Origin of the sequence: Spirulina subsalsa FACHB-351 (assembly GCF_026130165.1) — a bacterium.
In the GTDB taxonomy this organism is placed as follows: Bacteria; Cyanobacteriota; Cyanobacteriia; order Cyanobacteriales; family Spirulinaceae; genus Spirulina_A; species Spirulina_A subsalsa_A.
This window is the reverse complement of record NZ_JAIHOM010000033.1, coordinates 23,196-45,813: the sequence shown is the minus strand read 5'-3', so window position 1 is coordinate 45,813 and position 22,618 is coordinate 23,196. Positions and strand designations below refer to the sequence as shown.

14 protein-coding genes and 1 tRNA gene are annotated in these 22,618 nt (G+C 43.3%); 11 read left to right on the top strand and 4 right to left on the bottom strand.

Annotated features, from left to right (window positions below):
- The first annotated feature begins 223 nt into the window (after positions 1–223).
- Positions 224–296, top strand: a tRNA-Ala gene (locus K4A83_RS08610).
- An 84-nt stretch (positions 297–380) separates the two neighbouring features.
- Here K4A83_RS08610 and K4A83_RS08605 read toward each other — a convergent pair.
- Positions 381–1,469, bottom strand: a complete 1,089-nt coding sequence (locus tag K4A83_RS08605) for a porin family protein (protein ID WP_265264081.1) — start codon at positions 1,467–1,469, stop codon at positions 381–383.
- A gap of 94 nt (positions 1,470–1,563) precedes the next feature.
- Positions 1,564–4,305 carry a diguanylate cyclase domain-containing protein gene (locus K4A83_RS08600; RefSeq protein ID WP_265264080.1) on the bottom strand — a complete coding sequence of 914 codons (2,742 nt, stop codon included), beginning with the start codon at positions 4,303–4,305 and terminating at the stop codon, positions 1,564–1,566.
- Positions 4,306–4,765: 460 nt separating this feature from the next.
- On the opposite strand from K4A83_RS08600, the gene K4A83_RS08595 reads away from it, so the two are divergent.
- From K4A83_RS08595 to K4A83_RS08565, 7 genes are all read left to right on the top strand, one after another.
- Complete coding sequence (locus K4A83_RS08595; protein WP_265264079.1) at positions 4,766–9,154, top strand: amino acid adenylation domain-containing protein; 4,389 nt, start codon at positions 4,766–4,768, stop codon at positions 9,152–9,154.
- Positions 9,155–9,213: 59 nt separating this feature from the next.
- The gene (locus tag K4A83_RS08590; RefSeq protein ID WP_265264078.1) at positions 9,214–12,018 is read left to right on the top strand and encodes a response regulator; all 2,805 of its coding nucleotides are present in this window, start codon (positions 9,214–9,216) and stop codon (positions 12,016–12,018) included.
- A gap of 54 nt (positions 12,019–12,072) precedes the next feature.
- Complete coding sequence (locus K4A83_RS08585) at positions 12,073–12,450, top strand: response regulator (protein ID WP_265264077.1); 378 nt, start codon at positions 12,073–12,075, stop codon at positions 12,448–12,450.
- Positions 12,451–12,512: 62 nt separating this feature from the next.
- Positions 12,513–12,959, top strand: coding sequence for a hypothetical protein (locus tag K4A83_RS08580; protein WP_265264076.1), 447 nt, complete (start codon positions 12,513–12,515; stop codon positions 12,957–12,959).
- 50 nt (positions 12,960–13,009) lie between these two features.
- Positions 13,010–14,749 (top strand): SpoIIE family protein phosphatase, encoded by a 1,740-nt coding sequence (locus K4A83_RS08575; RefSeq protein WP_265264075.1) that lies wholly within the window; start codon positions 13,010–13,012, stop codon positions 14,747–14,749.
- Positions 14,750–14,753: 4 nt separating this feature from the next.
- Complete coding sequence (locus K4A83_RS08570; RefSeq protein ID WP_265264074.1) at positions 14,754–15,383, top strand: DUF6272 family protein; 630 nt, start codon at positions 14,754–14,756, stop codon at positions 15,381–15,383.
- 270 nt (positions 15,384–15,653) lie between these two features.
- Entirely contained in the window at positions 15,654–16,019 is a 366-nt protein-coding gene (locus K4A83_RS08565; protein ID WP_265264073.1) for a slr1659 superfamily regulator, read from the top strand.
- 37 nt (positions 16,020–16,056) lie between these two features.
- On the opposite strand, the gene K4A83_RS08560 is transcribed toward K4A83_RS08565, so the two are convergent.
- Both K4A83_RS08560 and K4A83_RS08555 read right to left on the bottom strand, forming a co-directional pair.
- On the bottom strand, positions 16,057–17,313 hold the full coding sequence (locus K4A83_RS08560) for an L-lactate MFS transporter (RefSeq protein WP_265264072.1): 1,257 nt from the start codon (positions 17,311–17,313) through the stop codon (positions 16,057–16,059).
- Positions 17,314–17,529: 216 nt separating this feature from the next.
- Positions 17,530–18,192: a class I SAM-dependent methyltransferase gene (locus K4A83_RS08555; protein ID WP_265264071.1), complete on the bottom strand. Its 663-nt coding sequence runs from the start codon at positions 18,190–18,192 to the stop codon at positions 17,530–17,532.
- 52 nt (positions 18,193–18,244) lie between these two features.
- Here K4A83_RS08555 and K4A83_RS08550 point away from each other — a divergent pair, with 52 nt between their 5' ends.
- The 3 genes from K4A83_RS08550 to K4A83_RS08540 all read left to right on the top strand — a co-directional run bounded on the left by K4A83_RS08550 (position 18,245) and on the right by K4A83_RS08540 (position 22,544).
- Positions 18,245–20,221 (top strand): serine/threonine protein kinase, encoded by a 1,977-nt coding sequence (locus tag K4A83_RS08550; protein ID WP_265264070.1) that lies wholly within the window; start codon positions 18,245–18,247, stop codon positions 20,219–20,221.
- A 312-nt stretch (positions 20,222–20,533) separates the two neighbouring features.
- Complete coding sequence (locus K4A83_RS08545; RefSeq protein WP_265264069.1) at positions 20,534–21,520, top strand: nodulation protein NodZ; 987 nt, start codon at positions 20,534–20,536, stop codon at positions 21,518–21,520.
- Between the two features lie 52 nt (positions 21,521–21,572).
- On the top strand, positions 21,573–22,544 hold the full coding sequence (locus K4A83_RS08540) for a sulfotransferase (protein WP_265264068.1): 972 nt from the start codon (positions 21,573–21,575) through the stop codon (positions 22,542–22,544).
- The last annotated feature ends 74 nt before the right edge of the window (positions 22,545–22,618 follow it).

Here is a 22,618-nt window from a genome sequence, read left to right as displayed (position 1 = left end):
CCTAATTGCTTCATTAATGGCGGTTATTTGTTGTGGTTTAGGGTAGACCTTAAACTCGTAGACAAACACGGATGATACTGAGTTAATGGATATCAAATATTATAATAACATGGAATTGAAAAATGGGTAATAAAAAGCCGTCCTGAAGGACGGGGCTTGTATCCCATTATTTTCGGTCAAGTTAACCCAACCCCCTAGCTGGTGCTATAATAGGGATTTGTAAGGGGAATTAGCTCAGTTGGTAGAGCGCTGCGATCGCACCGCAGAGGTCAGGGATTCGAGTTCCCTATTCTCCATTTTCATCGGAATCTTGCTACATCAACGGTTTAAGCAATAGTTGTCAACCCCACCTTGAAACAGGTGGGGGTTCTTGACCCGACTTAATCTAGGAAAATATAACCAATTCCTAGGATTAAACCCACTTGAACTTGTTTTTCCAAATACCCCACATTGATCCCCCCATTGACCACTAGCTTATCCGTCAGTCGGACATCAACCCCCCCAGAGAGCAACGGTCCAATACTATTCCCCTCCGCGTTGCGAGTGGTATAGGCTAACCCACCGCCGAAATAGGGAAAAATGGTGGAAGGGAGAAAGGGATCCGGGGAAGGAATGCGCAGATCATAGGTGACAGGGAGTAACAACGTGGCACTATCCCCTAATAACACCCCCGGACGGACAGAAAGAGTACCGGGTAAAGCAATTTTACTGTAAACCGCAAAGGAAGAAGTCCCTAAGTCTGTGCCTCCTCCCAGTCCAACGTTAACCCCCCCAGCGACATAGTTCCAAGTCGTATTGACACCCCGACCCGGGAGAATCATCCGTTGGGCGATTTCTTGAGATTCAGGAGATGAGTCCGCCGGGGAGGGTGTTCTCACCTGTTCCGGGGTGGTCGGTTGCAAGAGGGCGGCGGAGGTATGCACCCCATTAGAATCGGTTAGCTCAGTGACCGTTTCTAGCTCATCTAGGGGTTCAAAATCGGTCTGCACCTCTTCTACGGTGGCTTCAGTTTCCAACTCGTCTAAGGACTCCTCAAGGGGGTGAGAGAGGCTGATGGTTTTCTGGATTTTCTCGGCAACCTCGGGCGCTGTGGGGAGGGTTTCATCCAGTGTGGGGGAGTCTAATTCTAGTCCGGTTTCCGCTTTTTTCTCTAAGAGATTTGGGGGCAAGTTTTCCGGGGGCAACGTTTCGGGGAGTTGTGCCACTGAGGGGGGGAGGGCATCGCGAGACTCTACTTCGAGGGCGGAAGGAGGAATATCTACATCAGTTTTAATCCACTGGGCTACGGGGGTGGGGAGGGTGACGGAAGCCGTAGGTAGGGGATTCTCTGATGGTAAGCTGGGAAAATCCGGTAAGGATAGGGGGGTTTCGGGTTGAGTGGTTCCCCAACTGGGTAATTCTCCGAGAGTCCAGAGAAAAGGAGTTAAGCCCAGTAAGGCATAGGCAGATCGGTTTAGATTTCGGTTCACTATCACTCCTCAGCAATCTAGTAATGCAATGGGATAGATGCAACTATCATTCCTCTATTGTAGGGGGGAATTCGGCATCAGAAACCGAGGTTAATCACTGGGAAAAGAGAATGTAGCGATCGCGTCCTTGGAGTTTAGCCGAGTAGAGGGCTTGATCGGCGGACTCAATGAGCTTTTGAATGCTAGAATCCGGCGAGGGAGTAGTGCTAACAATGCCTAGACTTACGGTAAGGCGATCGCTCACCAATGATTCCGTGTGGGGAATATTGAGTTGTTTTAACTCCTGACGAATCCTTTCAGCCACCCGGAGCGCTCCCTCCGGGCCACAATGGGGTAGGATAATCGCAAATTCTTCCCCCCCATAACGGGACACTAAATCCGTTGTATTGCGCATCGGTTGACTAATCGCTTGGGCTACTTTCAATAAACAATCATCACCCACTTGATGCCCATAGTAATCATTAAAGCGTTTAAAATAATCAACATCTAATAAAATGAAAGAAATCGGATTCTGTTCCGCCAGTAGTTGCGCCCAAACATCTTGAATATATTGTTCAAAATGCCGACGGTTTGCCACTTGGGTTAAGGGATCTAAAAGGCAAAGTTCTTTTAATAACTCATTTTTTTCTTGTAAGGATTTTTTGCTTTTTTCATGGAGTAAAATTTCTCGATTTAGTTCTAACTCAAATAGATCTGCGTGTTGAGCAGTCGTTTCCAATAAAATTTCTAAATCCTCTTTTTCTCGTTTAATTTTTTCTAGTTCTTGGGCTAAAGTTTCAATTTTAAACATTAATTCTTCCTGAGCAACCTGTTCAGCTACTTCAGTCCGAAGATTACAAGCTTTCTGCTCTTCTTGACTTAAGCACTCCGCTTGAAACCAAGCCTCCATCAGTTCACTGTCCAAAGGTTTAGAGAATAAATACCCTTGACCATATTCACACTTCAGAGCTTTAAGTTGAGCCATTTGGTGCGGAGTTTCAATCCCCTCTGCTACTACATCCATTCCCAAATGTGTAGCTAGGGAAACAATAGCGCGCAGGATTCCAAGCTTGTCATTATTAATCTCTAAATCTTGGATAAAAGAACGGTCAATTTTTAAGGTCTTAAAAGGTAATTTATGTAAATAACTCAGGGAAGAATAACCCGTGCCGAAATCATCTAAGGCTAACTGAATCCCAAGAAACTGCAATTCATGGAGAATTTCCATCACCCTTGGGACTTGATTTAAAAAAACACTTTCTGTTACTTCTAATTTCAGATTTTGCGGCAACATTTCCGTCTGCTTTAAAATAGCTTGTAATTCTGCAACAAAATTAGACTGGCACAGTTGTTTCCCGGAAACATTAACATGAATTACCCAGTCCTTCGCTTCAGTATAAGCAGAACGCCATTGCTGCATTTTTTCACAAGCATTTTGCAGAACAAAACGTCCTAAAGGAATAATTAAGCCCGTTTCCTCCGCCAAGGGGATAAAATCATCAGGATTGATAAACCCCCGAGTTTGATGTTGCCATCGCACGAGGGTTTCAAAACCAGTAATTTCTCGATTACTGAGATTAATAATAGGTTGGTAATAAACCCGCAGGTCTTTATTTTCTACCGCTCGGCGTAAGTCATTTTCAATCTGTAACAGTTCCACCGTATGGCTGTGCATTTTCGGTTCAAAAACCTGATAGGTGGAAAGTCCTAATTTTTTAGCATGAACTAAGGCAATATCGGCATCCCGCACCATTTCTTCCGCATAACTATAATGGGTATTGTTCACCGCAATGCCAATACTAACATCGGTAAAAATTTCTTGCTCTTCCAAGCAGAAAGGATGGGTTAAGGTTTGATGAATGCGTTGTGCTACCTGCATTGCACAGGTGACTTCTTGGATATTTTCCAACAGGATGGCAAATTCATCTCCCCCTAAACGCACAATGACATCATCCTCCCGTAAACAAGCTTCTAAGCGTCTTGTCATGGCTCTGAGGAGGCGATCGCCTACAACATGACCTAAACTATCATTAATCACCTTGAAGCGGTCTATATCTAAGCACAACACCGCAAAATGATATTCTTGGTCTTGTTTATGGTAGGCGATCGCACGGTTTAAATGCTCCAATAACAACTGACGATTCCCCAGACCCGTCAGCTTATCATGGTAAGCATCATGAATTAACCGCTCTTCCACCTCCTTATAGTGGCTAATATCCCGACAAATCATCACACCCCCTTGTAGATGACCTGCCGCATCACGGAAAATCCGACTATTCAACCGTAACCAGACCCTTTTTCCCTGAATACCCGATTCAACCTCAATCTCCTCCCCCTCAAACTCCTGACCCCGGAAAAAACGCACTAAGAGGAAATTCATGCCATAGGTGATGGGGTCACAATCCACCTCGGTTAAAATCGTAGCACCCCAAGAAGACGGGTCAGATAAACACTCAAGGTCTGGCCCCAATAAAGCCGTCGCTGCTTGGTTGACTAATAGGGCATTTTGTGCAGGGTTAAACAGAATAACCCCATCTTCCATACTGTTGAAGATTTCTTGAAACGAGTGCAACGTAGTCGCTGGGTCACTCCAAAAACTTGCCCAATCTTCCTGCCATGTTACCACCGTTTGTTTCACCAGTTGTTGTTCCATCCTAACAGAGATCCTATCCGATTCAGGCTCTGAGGTATGTTGAGCGACTGAATACAATAATAGGCGATCGCCACTAGACCTAGATTGCCATGAAGATAGCGATCGCAAAAGAGGCACAGAATCTATAGTCGTCGGTTCAAAACCCATCATCTGAGTATCGATCCGTTCAGAATTCCATTGAGGATAGAGTGGGTTACATATCATAGCAAGCCAGTCAAAAGGGTGATGCCGTCAACCGTTACTTGTGCCACCTTCCCGTCCAAAAAGCAATAGAAATCCTTAGATCATCTCTTGATTTTTAGAGAATCTACACTCGTAACATTTTTCTAAACTACAAACATTTTGTGAAAATCTTATGACCGTTTTTCCGTAAATTCCCCCAAAGACTTATCCCTTGAATTAAAACTTTACCCAAGCTTTACTCAAAGAGGATGCCACTTTATAGAAAGTACATCAATATTCATCAATGTTTGTCACGCTTTTTTCACAATCAAGGCCTAAGATTAAAAACAATAATTGATAAATAAACCTTATCCGGCTCGTTCTCCCATCTCGGAATTTAATGACGAGATACAAGCTAAAAAGCAATTCTAACCCGTGCATTTACAGAGTACAGTCCTTAATAATCATTGGCTTCACCCCCCATTTTTTCATGAAAAACTCTATGACCTCCCCAACCCACCGTCCTCTTGAACTATCCTTAATTCCTCCTCAAGACTGGGAAAAAGTCACCGGAGAATGGAATCAAACTAAAACCGAATATCCCCAAAACTACTGTATTCATCACCTCATTGAGCAACAGGTAAAAAAAACCCCCCAAAAAGTAGCTATCGTTTTTAAAAAACAATCCCTCACCTATCAAGAATTAGATCAGCGTGCCAACCAACTCGCTCATACCCTCCAACATCTAGGAATTAGTACAGAAAGCCGAGTGGGAATCTGCATCGAACGGTCCCTAGAAATGTTTATCGGACTCCTAGGTATCCTCAAAGCGGGAGCCGCTTACGTTCCCCTAGACCCCTCCTATCCTCAAGAGCATCTCAACTTTATGGTCAAAGACGCTCAACTCTCCATCATCGTCACCCAACAAACCTTAAGCACAAAATTCACCCATCCCACCGTCCACCCCCTCTGTCTGGATCAAGACTGGTCACAAATCGCCACCGCACCCTCAGAAGCTCCCCCCAGCGCCGTCACCCCCCGCAACCTTGCCTATATTATCTACACCTCCGGCTCCACCGGACAACCCAAAGGCGTACAGATTGAACATCGGGGAGTCGTCAATCTCCTCTGTGCCATGCAGGATAAACCCGGCCTGACCTCAGACGATGTGTTTTTAGGACTGACCACCATCTCCTTTGATATGTCCGTCCCAGAACTCTATCTTCCCCTAATCTGCGGCGCTCAAATTGCCTTAGTTGGTCGGGAGGTCGCCATTGACCCCTACTCACTCCAGCAAGTCCTACGAGAATCTGGTGTCACCGTCATGCAGGCCACCCCCTCCACATGGCATATGTTGCTACATTCCGGCTGGTCCGGTCAACCCAACTTAAAAATGTTGTGCGGAGGAGAGACTATGACGCGATCGCTCGCCGACCAACTCCTCACCAAAGGTCAATCCCTCTGGCAAATGTACGGCCCCACAGAAACCACCGTCTGGTCAACCACCCAGCAAATCCTCCCCCATCACACCTCCCTCCCCATCGGTTATCCCCTCGCCAACACCCAACTCTACATCTTTAGCGAACCTGCCAACCGCCAAAGCGACCCCTTACAACCCGTTCCCATCGGCACCCCCGGAGAACTCTACATCGGAGGAGACGGAGTAGCCAGAGGGTATCTCAACCGTCCTGAACTCAACGCAGAACGCTTTATCCCAGACCCCTTAAACCCTCACGAAAAACTCTACAAAACCGGGGATCTCGCTCGTTTCCTCCCCGATGGTAGCCTAGACTTTATCGGTCGCATTGACCATCAAGTAAAAATCCGCGGCCACCGCATCGAACTCGGCAGCATTGAATCCGCCATCAGTCAACATCCAGCCGTTGAAAATGTCGCCGTAGTCCCCAAAGAAGACCCCTCCGGAGCCAAACGTCTCATCGCCTACGTTGTCCCTCATCCCCCCACCACCCACCCTGAAACCCAACAAATTCAACAGTGGGAAAACCTGTGGAGCAACACCTACAACACCCAAACCGAAAACCCCTTATTTGATAGCAGTGGTTGGAATGATAGTTATACCCATCAACCCATGCCACAAGCAGAAGTTGAAGAATGGGTTAACTACACCGTCGAACAAATCCTAGCCTTCCAACCCCAACAAGTTCTAGAAATTGGTTGCGGCAAAGGTCTATTACTCTTCCGGATTGCTCCCCATTCTCAACACTATACCGGGCTAGATATTTCTGAACAAGCCATTGAGCATATTCAAACCCAGTGTCAACTCAATCCTGAGCAATGGTCTGGAGTAGAAGTCTACAAAAAAATGGCCCATGAATTAGATGATTTTACCCCCGCTTCTTTTGATACCCTTATCCTCAATTCAGTGATTCAATACTTCCCCAATGTAGAGTATTTAATTCAGGTCATAAAAAAAGCCATTCCCCTAATTAAACCTGGGGGACGGATTTTCATTGGTGATGTTCGTCACCTCGCTTTACTCGAAACCTTTCACACCTCCGTTCAACTCGCACAAACCCCCGACACTGTAACTATTGATATCCTGCAAAAACGCATTCAAGAACATATTAAACAGGAACGAGAACTGTTAGTTCATCCCCATTTCTTTCACGCACTCCCAGAACACTTTTCAGAGATTACCCGGGTTAATACAACCCTAAAACGAGGACGTTCTCCCAATGAACTCATTCATTTTCGCTATGATGTCACCTTAAGCATTCAGACTCCCCCCTCTCCCCCAGTAACCCAGTATGAAGAATTAGTTTTGCAGCCGGATCAGGTATCGATTTCCCAAGTTTTTCAATATATTACCAAGCAACACCCACCCATTATCAAAATTTCTCAGATTCCCAATTTCAGAATACTAAGTGATTTACAAGCACTGTATCTCCTACAAAATTCTGAACCCTCTTTAACAGTCGGTGACCTAAGAAATAGCCTTGCTTCTGCCTCCTCAGCGATAGCAATTCATCCAGAAAACTGGCATAGCATCTCCCACCTTTTAAATTACAAACCCTATCTCATTTGGTCTGACACAAAACTGGGATACTATGATGTCATTTTGTGCCAAGAGCCTCAGCAAACTTTGCCCGTGCTTGATGTTCTGTTTGCTCCCTTAGAGCATTATACCAATCAACCCATCCCATTAGATATAACTCCAGAAGCACTCATCCCACAACTGCGGGCATTTTTACAAACAAAATTACCCGACTACATGATCCCCTCTATCTTTATTTTTATGGAGGATCTGCCTTTAACACCCAATGGCAAAATTGACCGTCGTTCCCTCCCTGAACCGAAAAATAGTCGTCCTGATTTAGGAAAACCCTTCATTCTCCCACAAACCACCCTACAAGAAGAACTTTGTAAGATTTGGTCTGAACTGTTAATGATTGATGAAATAGGAGTTAACGATACTTTTTGTGAATTAGGAGGACATTCTTTACTGATTATTCAACTGTTGAATGAGGTTAAAAATCAGTTTGGTTTGGATATTTGTTTAGCGTCTTTTTTGCAAGATCCAACGATTTTGGGGTTAGAGTATTTGTTGATTGCCCAAAAATCTAGCAATTCATTGATCTCGAAAAATGTTCTATCAAAATCACCCAAAACCTTTGAAGATATAAACTTAGATCCTCAGATTATTCCTCAAGGTGATCTCGTGCCTACAGCACAACAAAATAATATATTTTTGACAGGTGCAACAGGATTTATCGGAGCATTTATCCTCGCTGAACTTCTGCGGCAAACTCAAGGGAATGTCTATTGTTTAATCCGCGCTCTAGATGTTACCGAAGGACTCTATAAACTGGAACGTAATCTAAAGTGTTATCAGCTTTGGCAACCGGAATTGAGCCATCGGATTATCCCCATCTTAGGAGATTTAAGCCAGCCTTATTTAGGGTTAAATTCTGAACAGTTTTCATTCCTCGCCAATCACATTGATACTATCTATCATTGTGGAGCATGGGTCAACTTAGTTTACTCCTATGAAACCCTACGAGAAACAAATGTATTAGGGACACAAGAAATTTTACGTCTTGCTTGTCAAGGGAAAACCACTCCAGTTCATTTTGTTTCGACCTTAGATGTGTTCCAATCGCCTATCTACAGTGCAATGGAGATCATTCCAGAAAATGATCCCTTGCTCCATAGTGATGGGTTACAAAATGGCTATGCTCAAACCAAGTGGGTCGCTGAGAAACTGGTGATGGAAGCGCAACAACGAGGTCTTCCTGCCTCGATTTATCGGCTGAATATGATTTCAGGAAATAGTCAGACTGGTGTTTCCAATACCGATGATTTATTCTGCCGTTTGTTGAAAGGAATGATTGAGATGGAGAGCGCACCAGATGTTCAATATTTGTTTAATATTACCCCGGTGGATTATGTGAGTCAATCCATTGTAACCTTGGCACAAAAACCTAGCTCTTTAAATCAAGCGTTCCATCTTTTCAATCCGAACCCTATTTTGTTTGTTGAGTTAGTTTCTGTGATTAATGAGTTTGGTTATTCGGTCACGCCAATCTCTTATAAAAAATGGCAGGATGAACTACTAAACATCTCCGAAAAAAATGCGCTTAAGCCGCTTGTTTCTCTGTTAAACCAAGGTCAAAAAGATGAAGCAGGGTATCTAGATGTTGCTTTGTTTGGAAATCAAAATTTTGCCACAACCAATGTTATATCTGGCTTGCAGGATTGCCCCCAAGTTACCTGTTCATCGGTCAATGCTGAGTTAATTAAATGTTACTTAACCTACTTAGCAAGCTGTGACTTTCTCCCGATTCCACAACGAGATAGAACCTCGGCCACAATTCAGGCAACCCTTGATGATGATTTCGTCAATCTGGCTGTCTCTGCCTCAATCCATTAAGAAGTTGAAGCAACCCAAAAAGGCTATACTAGACCTATGATAAGCGATAGATAAAAACCATGACGATTCATCTAAAATCCATCGGTTCTAAGTTATTTATATATGTTTTAGGGGGTGCTTTAATCGGACTGAGTACGATGTCTTATGTCTTTTATCAACTCCTTGAAAAATTATATATTGAACAAATTAAAGGGACTTTGAGCAGTCAAGTTCAAGAAATTGAAACGGAATTGGCTAGGGTGGAACAAGCGATGAAAAGCTTATCCTTGACGATTACCATGTTTGACCGTTTAGGTTTAGAGGATGAGGAAACCTATCGTGAACTAGCCTTTAAAGCATTTACAGGTCGTTCCCCGTTAACGATGGGAGTGGGGTTTGGTCAAGCTCCGTTTCAGTTAGCTGGTGATAAAGAATTATATTGGCCTTATTTTTTTATGGATCAAGAACTGCCGGATCAAGTGGGAGAACCTTTACCTGCTCCCAATAGTAAGATCCGCTATGTTGATGTGTTTGAGATCGAGAATTATTCCGAGTTAGATTATTATAATTTGCCTGTTGAAGCGGGGAAGGGGATTTGGTTAGAACCCTTTGAATGGTACGGACTCACGATTACGAATTTAACGGCTCCGGTTTATTCAGAAGAGGAGGAGTTACTGGCGGTTATTGGTTTAGATATTAGTGTTACGGACTTAACGAATCGGGTGGAAACTCCCGAAACATGGGGAAGTGGATATTTTGTCATTCTCAGTCAACAGGGAAATTTGTTGGCTTATCCCCCGAAACCGGAAAAGGCTAAAGTCTTAGCGACTTATCAAGATATTCCGGAACTGCAATCGGTTTGGTCGGAAATCGGGGATCGTGATCAAGGTTTAATGGTGAGGGAGGGACATTATTGGGCTTATCAACGGGTGCCGGGAACGGAATGGTTGATGTTGGCGGCGGTGCCGCAGTCGGTGGTGTTATTGCCTGTGTTGGGGGTGACGGTGGGGGGTGCGTTGGGGGCGGGGATTGTGTTGGCGTTGGTGGTGTTTTTGTTTGTCCGTCGCCTCAATCGCCGCTTGCAGCCGATTGTCGGGGAGTGTCACCGTTTGGCGGAGGAGGATTTAGCGCGATCGCAGCGCCTGCAAGCAGAAGGTCAAACCCTAGATAACTCAGACCTTACCCCCCTGATGAATTTAGAGGAGAGCGACGAACTGGCGGTATTAGAAAAAACGTTTCATCGCATGGCTAGTCAGCTTAAAGAATCCTTTGAGGAACTGGAAAAACGAGTGCAAGAACGCACCCTAGAACTGCAAGAAGCGAAGGAAGCGGCTGATTCTGCGAATCGGGCGAAAAGTGAGTTTTTAGCCAATATGAGCCATGAGTTACGCACTCCCATGAATGCCATTATTGGCTATAGTGAAATGCTGCAAGAAGAAGCCGAGGATTTAGATATTCAAGAATTTATTCCTGACTTGCAAAAAATTCACCTTGCGGGCAAACATTTACTGAGCTTGATTAATGACATTTTAGATTTATCTAAAATTGAAGCGGGACGGATGGAATTATATTTAGAAATTTTTGAAATCCAGCCCATGATTCAAGAGGTTCTGACCACCATTTCTCCCTTGGTGGAAAAAAATAAAAATACTCTCAATGTGAATACACCCGAAAACCTCGGGGTGATGTATGGGGATTTAACCAAAATTCGTCAAAACCTGTTTAATTTACTCAGTAATGCCAGTAAATTCACCGAAAATGGAACTATTACCCTAACGGTGGAGTGTTATCACCAACTAGGGCAGGAATGGATTCGTTTTGAGGTCAGTGATACGGGAATTGGCATGAGTCCAGAACAGTCTGATAAGCTGTTTGAAGCCTTTACTCAAGCAGATGCTTCTACGACTCGTAAATATGGGGGAACAGGTTTAGGATTAGCCATTACGCGCAAATTCTGCCAGATGATGGGGGGTGATATTCGCGTTGAAAGTGTCCCCAATCAAGGATCTACCTTTACGATTGAACTTCCCTTAATGCGCCAAGCCTCTCCCCTAGAGAGTTTTGAGCCAATGCCTGTACCAGAGGAGGAACACATTGCGATCGCCGAATCCCCCCTGCAAAACACAGGCACGATCCTAGTCATTGACGATGATAAATCCGTTACCGACTTAATGCAGCGCTATCTCACCAAAGAAGGCTTTCAAGTCGTCACAGCCCCCAACGGAGCGATCGGTTTACAATTAGCTAAAGAGATTCGTCCTGATGCCATTATTCTGGATATCATGATGCCTCAGATGGACGGATGGACAGTCCTAAGCACCCTCAAAGCTGATTCCGAAGTCGCTCATATTCCCGTCGTCATTGCCTCCATGGTAGATGATAAAAACCTCGGTTTCGCATTGGGTGCGGCGGATTATCTCCTCAAACCCTTAAATCGCCAACAGTTAACCCAAGTTCTCCATAAATTCCAAGTAGACCGTCATTCTACCGTTGTCATGCTGATTGAAGACAACATTCCTACAGGGGAAATGGTACGGCGACAATTAGAAAAAGAAGGCTGTCGGGTTGTTATGGTTGAAAACGGCCATCAAGCCCTAGAATTCATTGCCAATGACCCCCCCGGACTGATCATTTCTGACTTAATGATGCCAGAAATGGATGGGTTTGAATTTATCCATGAATTACAAAAAAATGAACAATGGCGCTCCATTCCAGTGATTATTCTCACCGCCAAAGAGTTGAGCGAAAAAGATATTCAACACCTCAATGGCTACGTGGAAAAAGTGTTCCAAAAAGGAGCTTATGACCGGAAAGCTTTGCTCTCAGAAGTACATGATTTATTATCTCATGTTCTCAACCCAAAACCATCAGCTAAAAAGTCTTAAAGGCTGGTCAAGTTAAACAATCCTTTCTTTTAACCGTTAATCCTTTAAAATACCATGCCTAAATTACTCTTAGTCGAAGATAACGAAATGAATCGGGATATGCTTTCCCGTCGCTTGAAACGCAAAGGCTACGACGTTGTGGTTGCTGTAGATGGAGAAGAGGGAATTAATATTAGTCATGCTGAACAACCCGATTTAATCTTGATGGACATTAGCTTACCTGTATTAGATGGCTTAGAAGCCACCCGACAACTGAAAACCCATCCCCAAACCGCCCAGATTCCTATTATTGCCCTGACAGCCCATGCCATGTCTGGCGATCGCGAGCGCTCCCTAGCCGCAGGCTGTGATGACTATGATACCAAACCCATCGAACTCCCCCGCTTATTGACCAAAATTGAAGCCCTACTGTCAACGGTTTCCTCCCGCTAACATTTTCTCTCCAGATAGATTATTTTTCGTAACTTTGACCCCTTTTTGAATCTCTTTTTCTTATGAACAACTCTGGCAAATCTTGGCAATCTTTAATTAGACATGAACTGAACAACGCCATCAATACCATTATCGGGTATAGTAGTTTATTGTTAGACGACTTCCAATACGAACAAGAGGAGGATCTCACTTGGATTGTGGCTGAAATTGAGCAAATCAAAGCTTATGGAGAACAACTGTCCTGTCAAGTGAAGATGACTCTGCCCTATAACGGAGCAGAGATCGAATGTAATCCTAAGATTATCCTAGAAACTCGCATTACCTTAGCCTTTGCCCTGTTTAGCTCCGTTTATGCCATACAGAGAATTGCTTCCCAAGTTTCTGAAGGGATACCTCCTGATTTCGTGGCAGACTTGCAAAAAATTGCCAGTTCTGCTCAACGGATTGTCAATTTAATTAATAATCTGAGCCTATTTCTGGAAAGTGAAATTCTAAGCCTTAAAGTTTGAGGATCAAGTTTTAACGCTCAAATTTTAAGCCTGATAATAGTGTAAATCTAATGACAGATCCTCCTCAAGCTTCTTGGTATTCGCTGCTCAGGCATGAACTCAGTAATCCGATTAATAGCATTATTGGCTATAGTGAGTTACTGGGTGAAGAGTTGGCAGACTTTGAGGAAATAAATAGTATTTTGTTGTCCGAAAAGATACAACATTTACAAACACAAGGCTATCAGTTATTAGAACGATTAAAGCAGATACTGCCCTCTAGTCTAATACCCCTTACCCCGGAATCTGATCCAGACTCTAACCCGAATCCGGGAACAGAGCAAACTAGAATCCATCAAGAGTTATCTTTACAGTTATTGCCTTTAGCGTTAAAGGTTCAAGAAACTTGTCAAGAAATTATCACAACTGTTCCCGATGAGTTAATCGGGGATGTTGAAAAGATTTTAACTGCCGTTGAAGCATTATCTGGGTTAATTGAAACTGTTCCTGATTTAAGGTTAAAGGGTTTAAATCTCACAACATCCCAAAACATTCAAGCTGTTACAGTTAACCTTTTTAATTCTGTCTCTGAATCTAATATTTCCCAAGAGACAGCCAATATTTTGGTGGTAGATGACAATGAAAATAATTGTGAGTTATTAGCGCGTAAAATTGTTGAACAGGGCTATCATGTGACAACAGTAGCGAATGGAAAACAAGCCATTCAGTGCATTAAAACGGGAAATTATGACCTAATCCTTTTAGATTTAATTATGCCAGAAATGAACGGCTATCAGGTCTTAGAATGGTGGTCTAAAAGTGAATGGCGGCATACTCCAGTCATTATGATTTCGGCACTCGATGAGTTAGACAGTGTTGTAAAATGTATTGAAATGGGTGCGGAGGATTACTTACCTAAACCCTTTAATCAAACCCTTTTAAAAGCAAGAATTGGGGCTTGCTTAGAGAAGAAATACTTACGAGATCAAGAAAGTCTTTATTTGACTAAAATTACCGAAGCAAATCAACAAATTACTCGGCTAAATGAGCAGCTTAAAGCGGAAAATGTGCGACTGAGTACAGAGTTAGAAGTGGCTCGTCGGTTGCAACAAATGATTTTGCCGAAAGTTGAAGAATTGAATATTTCGGGATTGGATATTGTGGGATTCATGCAGCCTACGGATGAAGTGGGGGGAGATTATTATGATATTGTCTGCACAGAAAAAGGGGTAAGAATTGGCATTGGTGATGTGACTGGACATGGTTTAGAAAGTGGAATTTTAATGTTGATGGTACAGACGGCCATTCGGACATTATGCGAAGCAGACGAAACTAGCTTAGTGCGAATTTTACAGATTCTCAACCAAGCCATTTACGCTAATGTGGAACGAATGAATTTAGATCGTCACTTAACGTTATGTTTACTGGACTATCAGGAGGGTATTCTAAAGATTAGTGGTCAACATGAACGAGTGATTATTGTACGAAATACCGGGGAACTTGAACCCATTGAAACTCTATACTTAGGGTTTTATATTGGTTTTGAACAAGACATTGATAATTTATTTAATACTCATACTGTAGGGCTTGAATTTGGGGATACACTGGTGTTATATACAGATGGAATTGTTGAGGCGGAAAATGGGAAGGAGGAACTTTATGGTTTCGAGCAGCTATGCCGGGTGATTCAACAACACCATCATTTAACGGCATCTGCTATTCAACAAGCTGTCATCGAAGATGTACACAGTCATCTAGAAGGACAAAAACTAAATGATGATATTACTTTGATTGTGATGAAACGAGTATAATTCTATGAATCAAATTGATACTTTTGGCGAATTTATTGATAATTTAGTCGAGGATTACTGTGAGTTTTTAGTTCTCGGTTTTTCTCCCAGTTCGATTCCCATTCAAAGACGCTGGAAAAATAACGGTTTATCGGCTAATTTTGTGGCGGATTATTTGGTCACGTTCTTACCTTTTGATCGCAGCAAAACGGAGAATCATAGAATTGAGCGAAAGATCAAAGAATCGGTTAATTATATTGCCAATGAGCTACTGGAAAATGCGATGAAATTCAATGATATGAAGTCCAATTGTCCGATTAAGTTTGGAGTCCATACGTTGGAGGATAATGGACTGATTATTGTTTTGAATGTACAAAATAGTGTTGATGCTTCTCACTATCAAAAATTACGGGGTTTTATTGATGATATTTTGACCATAGAGCCGGATGATTTTTATATGCAGCAACTGGAACGTAGTGTTGAGGGAGATACTGCTCCCGGAATTGGTCTGATTAGTATGAAAAATGACTACGCGGCTAAGTTAGGATGGAAGTTGGAGACAATTCAGCAAGATCCCTTTGTGGCGATGGCTACGACGATGGTTCAACTGGAGTATAAATATGGGGAAAGAGAGGTTGAGGGGAGGAGATTCTAATCTATAGCAGTCCTCAATAGATTGTGGTGGGGTAATTGATGAATTACTCCTATAATATGGGTTAAAGTCCCCCAAATATGACAAATATAGCGTTCCCATTTGAGTTTTGTAATCCACAAGGGAAAGCAAAGGGAACACCGGATCTGGAAACAGGGAACAGTATACAAGGTTTACAAGGAGCTTGAAGTATTATGAGAAACTTCTCTGAGAGTTCATCAATGATTTGGAAACGCTATAGCATGACGGGAAAATCTGTATAAATACTCAAAGATGATGGATAGTAAGCAAATTCAGGGAGAGAGTTATCTGATTAGTTATGATCCGGCCACGGTGACGGTGAATTGTCAGGGTACAATGCGGAATATGGGGATGCAGGCTTATGGTCCGTTGGAGGATTTGTTAACGGAGATTATGGGGGAAGAACCGAGTCAAATTACGTTGGATTTAAGAGGGTTAAAATTGCTGAATAGTGCCGGAATTCGAGTGTTATCTAAGTTTATTATTCAGGTGCGTAATCGTAAGACGATGCGGGTGGTTTTGAAGGGATCTAAGGAGGTGACTTGGCAGGAAAGTTCTTTGACAAATTTAAAGCGTTTAATGCCGATGGCGTTGTTGGAATGGGAGGAGGAGAGGTGAAACGATGGTAGGGGTGAATTCCCCCTACCACACTGATTTAGGAGGTTTCTATGGGGCGATCGCGCTTGAGCCAAAAACTGGCTAGGATGATTCCTAAGATGGCTACTCCTCCCATAGGATAAAAGGCATAGGTATAACTGCCAAACCAATCCCGGATACTGCCTGCGACTAAGGTTCCCAATAATGCCCCAATTCCATAAGCGGTGAAGACGATGCCGTAATTTTGGGCGTAGTCTTCCGGTCGGAATAGGCGTAAGGTGGTAGTGGGGGCGAGGGCGAGCCATCCGCCGAGACAGAACCAAAATAAACAGAAGGCGACGAGATAGGTTATAACTTGCCCTTCCTGTGCATTGACCATCAGGATACAGGCGATCAAGATTAAGGTATAGGCGGCGATCGCAATATAACGGGGTTTAAAGCGATCGCTTAACCAGCCAAATAGAGGACGACTCACCCCATTAAACAGGGCAAATAACGACACACTGGTAGCGGCCACTCCGGGGTCAATTTTGATAATTTCTTCCCCCACCGGACTAGAAATCCCGATAGCACTTAACCCCACAAAAGTCCCGATCATATAACAGACCCACAACCCATAAAAAGAGCGACTTTTCCATAATGTCTTGGGATAAGTCACCGTCCTAGACGTGACAGTGCTAGCCGATGTTTTTTCCTTGGGTTGCCAATCCACTGGAGGGAATTTCAGGACAATGGTCATCAAGAGAATAATCAGCGTGAAAACTATGCCGAAAATCAGTAAGGTAGGTCTGACCTGATAAGCATCAATTAAATTTTTGGCTAATGGTGCCGTCACTAAAGGCGATAACCCAAAACCAATAATCGTTAGCCCCACAGCCAATCCCTTTTTATCGGGAAACCACCGGGCTACTACTGCCATCGGCACCCCATAGGTAATCCCGACTCCGGTTCCCGTAATCATGCCATAGGTCAAGGTGAGGGTGAGAATATTGTGGGCAAAACTAGAGCAGATATATCCAAATCCCACAATCAGACCGCCCAGCATAATCATCCTTCGTGCGCCTAAACGGGGGATATAAAACCCAGCAATGGGCATCAGTAGGGCGTAAAACAGGAGGGCGATGGTATAGGGTAATAAACTTTGCGTGGCACTGATACTGAGTTCATCTTCTAGGGGTTTCCGGAAGACACTCCAAGAGTAAACAGTACCCAAACAGAGGAGAACAGTCATTCCGGCCGGAATGAGCAACCATCTCCCTTGTTCTGGGGTGAGTCCACATACCCTTAAGGTTGAATGCTCTGGTTTGATCTTCATCTGTCCGTAATGAGTCTTTGACCGATTCTGGGTACCACTTCTCGACTAAATTGGCAATAGTCAAAAGCCCAGATGTCACCAGATATAGCAGCTGTTTCTGGAATAATGAGGAACAAGAGGTAATGTTTTAAGGAACAGGGATGCTCTGTTGAATGCCGCGATCGCAACCCTGCCCCATGATCTATATGATACGGCTTTCGCGATCGCACCAGTCCCTTACAATTTGCGCACAAGGGTTAAACCATCGGCCAGGGGAATTAAACTCAACGCTACTCTAGAATCTTGGTGAACGTGACGATTAAAAGCGCGAATGGCATTAGTGCGATTATCTTGGACTTCGGGATTCGCCACTCGTCCTGACCATAACACATTGTCCACCACCATTAAGCCCCCCGGTCGCAGGAGTTTTAGACAGCACTCGTAATAGTTGACATAGTTGCTCTTGTCGGCATCAATAAAGGCAAAATCAAAGGTTTCGGCTTCTCCTTGGGCGAGGAGTTGGTCTAAGGTGTCTAAAGCCGGGGCTAACTGAAGGTCGATTTTATGGGCGACTCCGGCCTTTTGCCAGTACCGTTGAGCCATGGTGGTATATTCGACGCTGACATCACAGGCGATGAGGTGGCCGTCTTCGGGTAGGGCCAAGGCGACAACGAGGGAACTATATCCAGTAAAGACTCCCACCTCTAAGGTTTTCTTTGCGCCAATCAGTTGGACTAATAAGGCCATGAATTGCCCTTGTTCTGGGGCAATTTGCATCTGTGCCATGGGCAACTGGGCGGTTTCTTGCCGGAGTTGGCTTAAAATATCCGGTTCACGGAGGGAAACGGTTAGTAAATAGTTATAAAGGGACTCGTCGAGTCCTAGAGTTTTTCGAGTCATTGCTTAAAATAGAAGTAACTACATTTGCCCCTCCCAAGGAGAATAAACTATTATGATGCAGGGTTTACATGGCCAAGGCGAAATGATCCGCGATCACTATCAAATCGTCACCGTCTTGGGTCAGGGGTCAATGGGAACTACCTACGCGGCCGTAGATGTGAATACATCCCAACGGGTAGCCATTAAGGTGGTATCCTTGCGTCAAGCCTCAGAATGGAAGACCTTAGAACTATTTGAACGGGAAGCGCGAGTCTTAGCCACCCTCACCCACCCCAATATTCCCAATTATATTGAATACTTCCAAGTCGATACACCGGAAGACCGTCGCTTTTATTTAGTGCAGGAATTAGTGGAAGGATCATCCCTAGAAGCCTTGATTGAGCAGGGATGGAAACCCACAGAAGATGAAGTTAAGGCGATCGCACTCCAAGTCCTCGAAATCCTCACCTACCTACACACCCTCAATCCCCCAGTCATCCACCGCGATATTAAACCCCAAAACCTCATCCAAAGTAAAGACGGCCGCATCATCTTAGTAGACTTTGGTGCAGTGCAAGAAGTCTACCGCAAAACCATCAGTCGCGGGGGAACTCTAGTCGGCACCTTTGGCTATATGGCCCCGGAACAATTTCGCGGACAAACCACCTACGCTTCCGATTTATACGGTTTAGGCACCACCTTAGTGTATCTGCTCACTCGTAAAATCCCCGCCGATTTACCTGAAAAGCGGATGAAAATTGATTTTCGTTCCGCCATCACAGTGTCCGATTCCTTTGGCCGTTGGCTGGATAAAATGATTGAACCTGCCCTAGAAGATCGTTTTAGGGAAGCCGTTTCTGCTCAAAAAGCGTTAGTGGATAAATTACCCATTACTCGCACAACAACAGAACAAAATATCCCTAAATCTATTAATGAAGTCTTTCTACAAAAAACCCCCGACCTGTTAAAACTTTATATTCCGGGAAACCCTTGGAACTTGGGCAGTGGTTTATTATTTTTGCTCTATGTGGGCTGGACCATCCCCGCCTCCATTATATTGGTATTAGCCATCTTGGGCGAGTCTTGGGGATTGGGCGAGTTCATTTTCTTATTCCTCTGCTTTATCTTGCCTGCTTGGGGTATAAGTTGCGCATTATGGGTGAGTTTTCGTAGCCTTAAAGGAGATAATACTTTACTCAAGATTAATCGCAACCGCTTCCAATTTCGTCGTCAGTTATTATTGTTTAATGAAGTTATTGAAGGCAATACCGAGTTTTTAGAAATTGAACGGGAATCAGATCCAGCCATTCCCCATCTATCATCTTTATCCCTTAACTGTTCAAAGCGATTGGGGCGTTTATATATTAAAAGTTTCGGTATCAAACGATTATACAACAAACCGTTAAAACAAAAAATTGCCGAAGGGTTAGACCTAGCAGAAAAAGAATGGTTAGCAGAAGAGTTAAAAAGCTTTTTAAGGGACGTTAAAGCTAAAAATCTACGCCCAGAAAGTCAAGGTTCTAAAGTGAACTTAGTCAAATCGAGTTCATCCGTTGGTTTTAGTTCAAATGTTTTAGAATATAGTCGGATTCAACTCACTAAAACTCAAGATCGCCTGACCATTGATGTTCCCAGTTTAATTCCTCGGGAACAAACTGGTTTCTGGTTGATTTTTATGGCGGTTCTGCTATTTTTGAGCTTTCCTATTTTTCTATTTATTCTGATTCCCTTTATTCTGATTCCCTTAGCTGTTATACGGAGTAATTTATTTTGGTCAACGTTTGGCTCATTTCACCTAGAGATTAATCCCGAAACTTTTCATTTATCTTGGCAATATGGCAGTTGGAGTCATCACATTAAAGGGAAAACTGAGGAATTACAACACGCCAGTTTAAGTAATACCACTATGACGGTTAATGAACAACCTGTTAAAGCTTGTGCTTTAGATAGCAAAAATCATCATTATCTTTTTGGCAGTTGGCTTAAACAAGATGAAAAAGAAATATTAATATTGGAAATTAATCGGTTTTTAGAAGAAACTAGACGTTAGATGAATGAGGCAAGCGCTCAAATGCTAATTTAGTTAAACTTTGACTAAACAATCTCTGTTACCCTATTTTAGATGCTTGACATAATTAAGTGGTAACTGTAAAATGGGGAAGTAGAACGGAAAAACAAACCGACCAGTGATTCCCCTAACTTACCCGTTCAAGTGCGTCTAAAATTTAAACGCCCTCTAGAATTTGCTCTCCTATGAATAATTACTGATTCTTGAAGTATCGGGTTGAATTAGAATCAAAACATTTAGCCCGTATTGATATTAGTAGTAAAGCCAGTAAGTTGCTGGGAAAGGATTCAAGTAATGAAAAAAACGACGATCAATTTTCAAAAGGGATGGGCAGGTGTTTTTGCCAAGTTGAATATGTATATTGTTGCTTGTAAGGTGGCAAAACGCTCAGGATACCTGCCAGTGCCTTATTGGCCTTCAGTCTGGCATGAAGAAGAAAAATTCGATATCTGGGATGTCTTCTTTGAGCGAGTTGGGCATAGCGTAGACGATAAATATGGGCTGACTCAAGAAGTCAATATCGTAAAGTTGTTTGCGAAGCATGAACGGGACAAGCAAGTGAATCCCGCTCCACAATATGCGGGAATTTTGAGGGTGCCTTTTGACAGGCATGAATGTCATGCAATCATTGATGAGTATATCTTGCTGCAACCCTGGCTCAAAGAAAAAATTCAATCTTTGTATGAGCAGCACTTTAGCTCATTTCGTGTCTTGGGTGTTCATTTAAGGGGGCCTGGGAAAAATAATGTAGGCCACGGCGGTGTAGATAGGTTAGATTACTTGCTGGGGGTTGGAAGTCCCCCCTTTTCAAAATACTTTGAACTAATTGATAAAAGTCTAGATGAATATGATCGTATCTTCTTAGGAACTGATGCTGGAATAGTCCAGAAAAAGGTAAGAGAGAGGTACGGTGATAGAGTCTTGACAGTCGCATCAGAACAATATGAGTTGGGAGAAGCACATGCAAAAAATCGAAAGGCATCTGGGGGCATTTCATTTAACAAATTAGGCATGGAAGCCCTTGTTGATGCTTATCTTTTAGCTCGGTGCGATCAATTCATTCATGGGAATAGTCATTTAAGTAACTATGTGATGTGTTTAAGCCCTGATCTCAAAACAGAAAATGTTTATGAAGGTCTTTATGAGCGAGCAGCGAGTCCTCAATTGAGGCTCAAGAGTCTTTGGTCAAAACAGATAAAGCCTGCTATTCAGCACGGCCCGGTCGGTAAATTGCGAGTGCATCTTGGTCGGCTTAAACGTCAGTTGCAAAAGAAGCAATAGGTGGATTTAGATGCGGTCAAGACTGTAGAATATACAACTGGAGACTTATAGAATGAGATTCAAGTCAAGTTTTCGGAGGTTGAGAGATAAAGCCAAGATTCAAATAATTCGGCAGTGCCTAAATGGACGTTTTAAGGCAAGTGACGCAATTATTCTCACTTCGTCACCTCGTTCAGGAAGTACTCTGCTCTCGCAAATTCTATCGGCTATTCCGAAATCCTGTGTTTTGTTTGAACCACTCCACATTGGAAGAGTACCGGAAGCAGAAAAAGCAGGTTTTTCCTGGAGAACTTACGTTGACCCAGAAATTGATTGGCCTGAGGGTGCTACCTTTCTCCGTCGAGTATTTGAGGGGCGGGTGATCAACGATTGGACAAGTTGTGAGATGTCTGTTGGCATTGCCTACAACGCAGAGAAATTAATTGTAAAATTTGTCCGGGCGAATCGCTTACTTCCCTGGATTTGCAATTCATTTACCATTCCTGCACCTATTTTTTTAATAAGACATCCTTGCGCTGTTATCGCATCGCAAATTAAGTATGGCTGGGATAATGCAAAGTATGCCCCAGAGAGTCCTCCTTATCTTGATATCTATCCGTCTTTTCGTTCGGCACTTGAACAGTTAAATAGTGATGTTGAGTATCTCGCCGCACTGTGGGCATTGGATCAGTTACCTGTACTACTTCAGAATGCTCCAACACCCTGGATAATGATCACTTATGAGGAGCTTTGTTTAAGGCCACAGAGAACTATTGAAAGGATTAGCAGCCGCTTAAATTTAAATCTTGATCTAGAGTGCGCCCTTGCAAATCTTAAAACACCTTCTAGTGTTGTCAGTAGCTCAGGTATTAGCGGAGTGAATGGCTGGAAGAGGCAATTAACGAGGGAACAAATCACCAAAATACTACAAACGATTAACAAATTCGGTATTACATTCTACAGTGATCAAGATGAAGCTGATTATGAAAGCCTTTATGGAGTGAAGACAGCAGATCATATCAAATCAACAGGGTATTCTAGTTAGGGTCTGCCGAAAAAGCCCAACGCTAGACTCAACAAGGGAATAGGGAACAGGGAATAGGGAATAGGGAATTGATA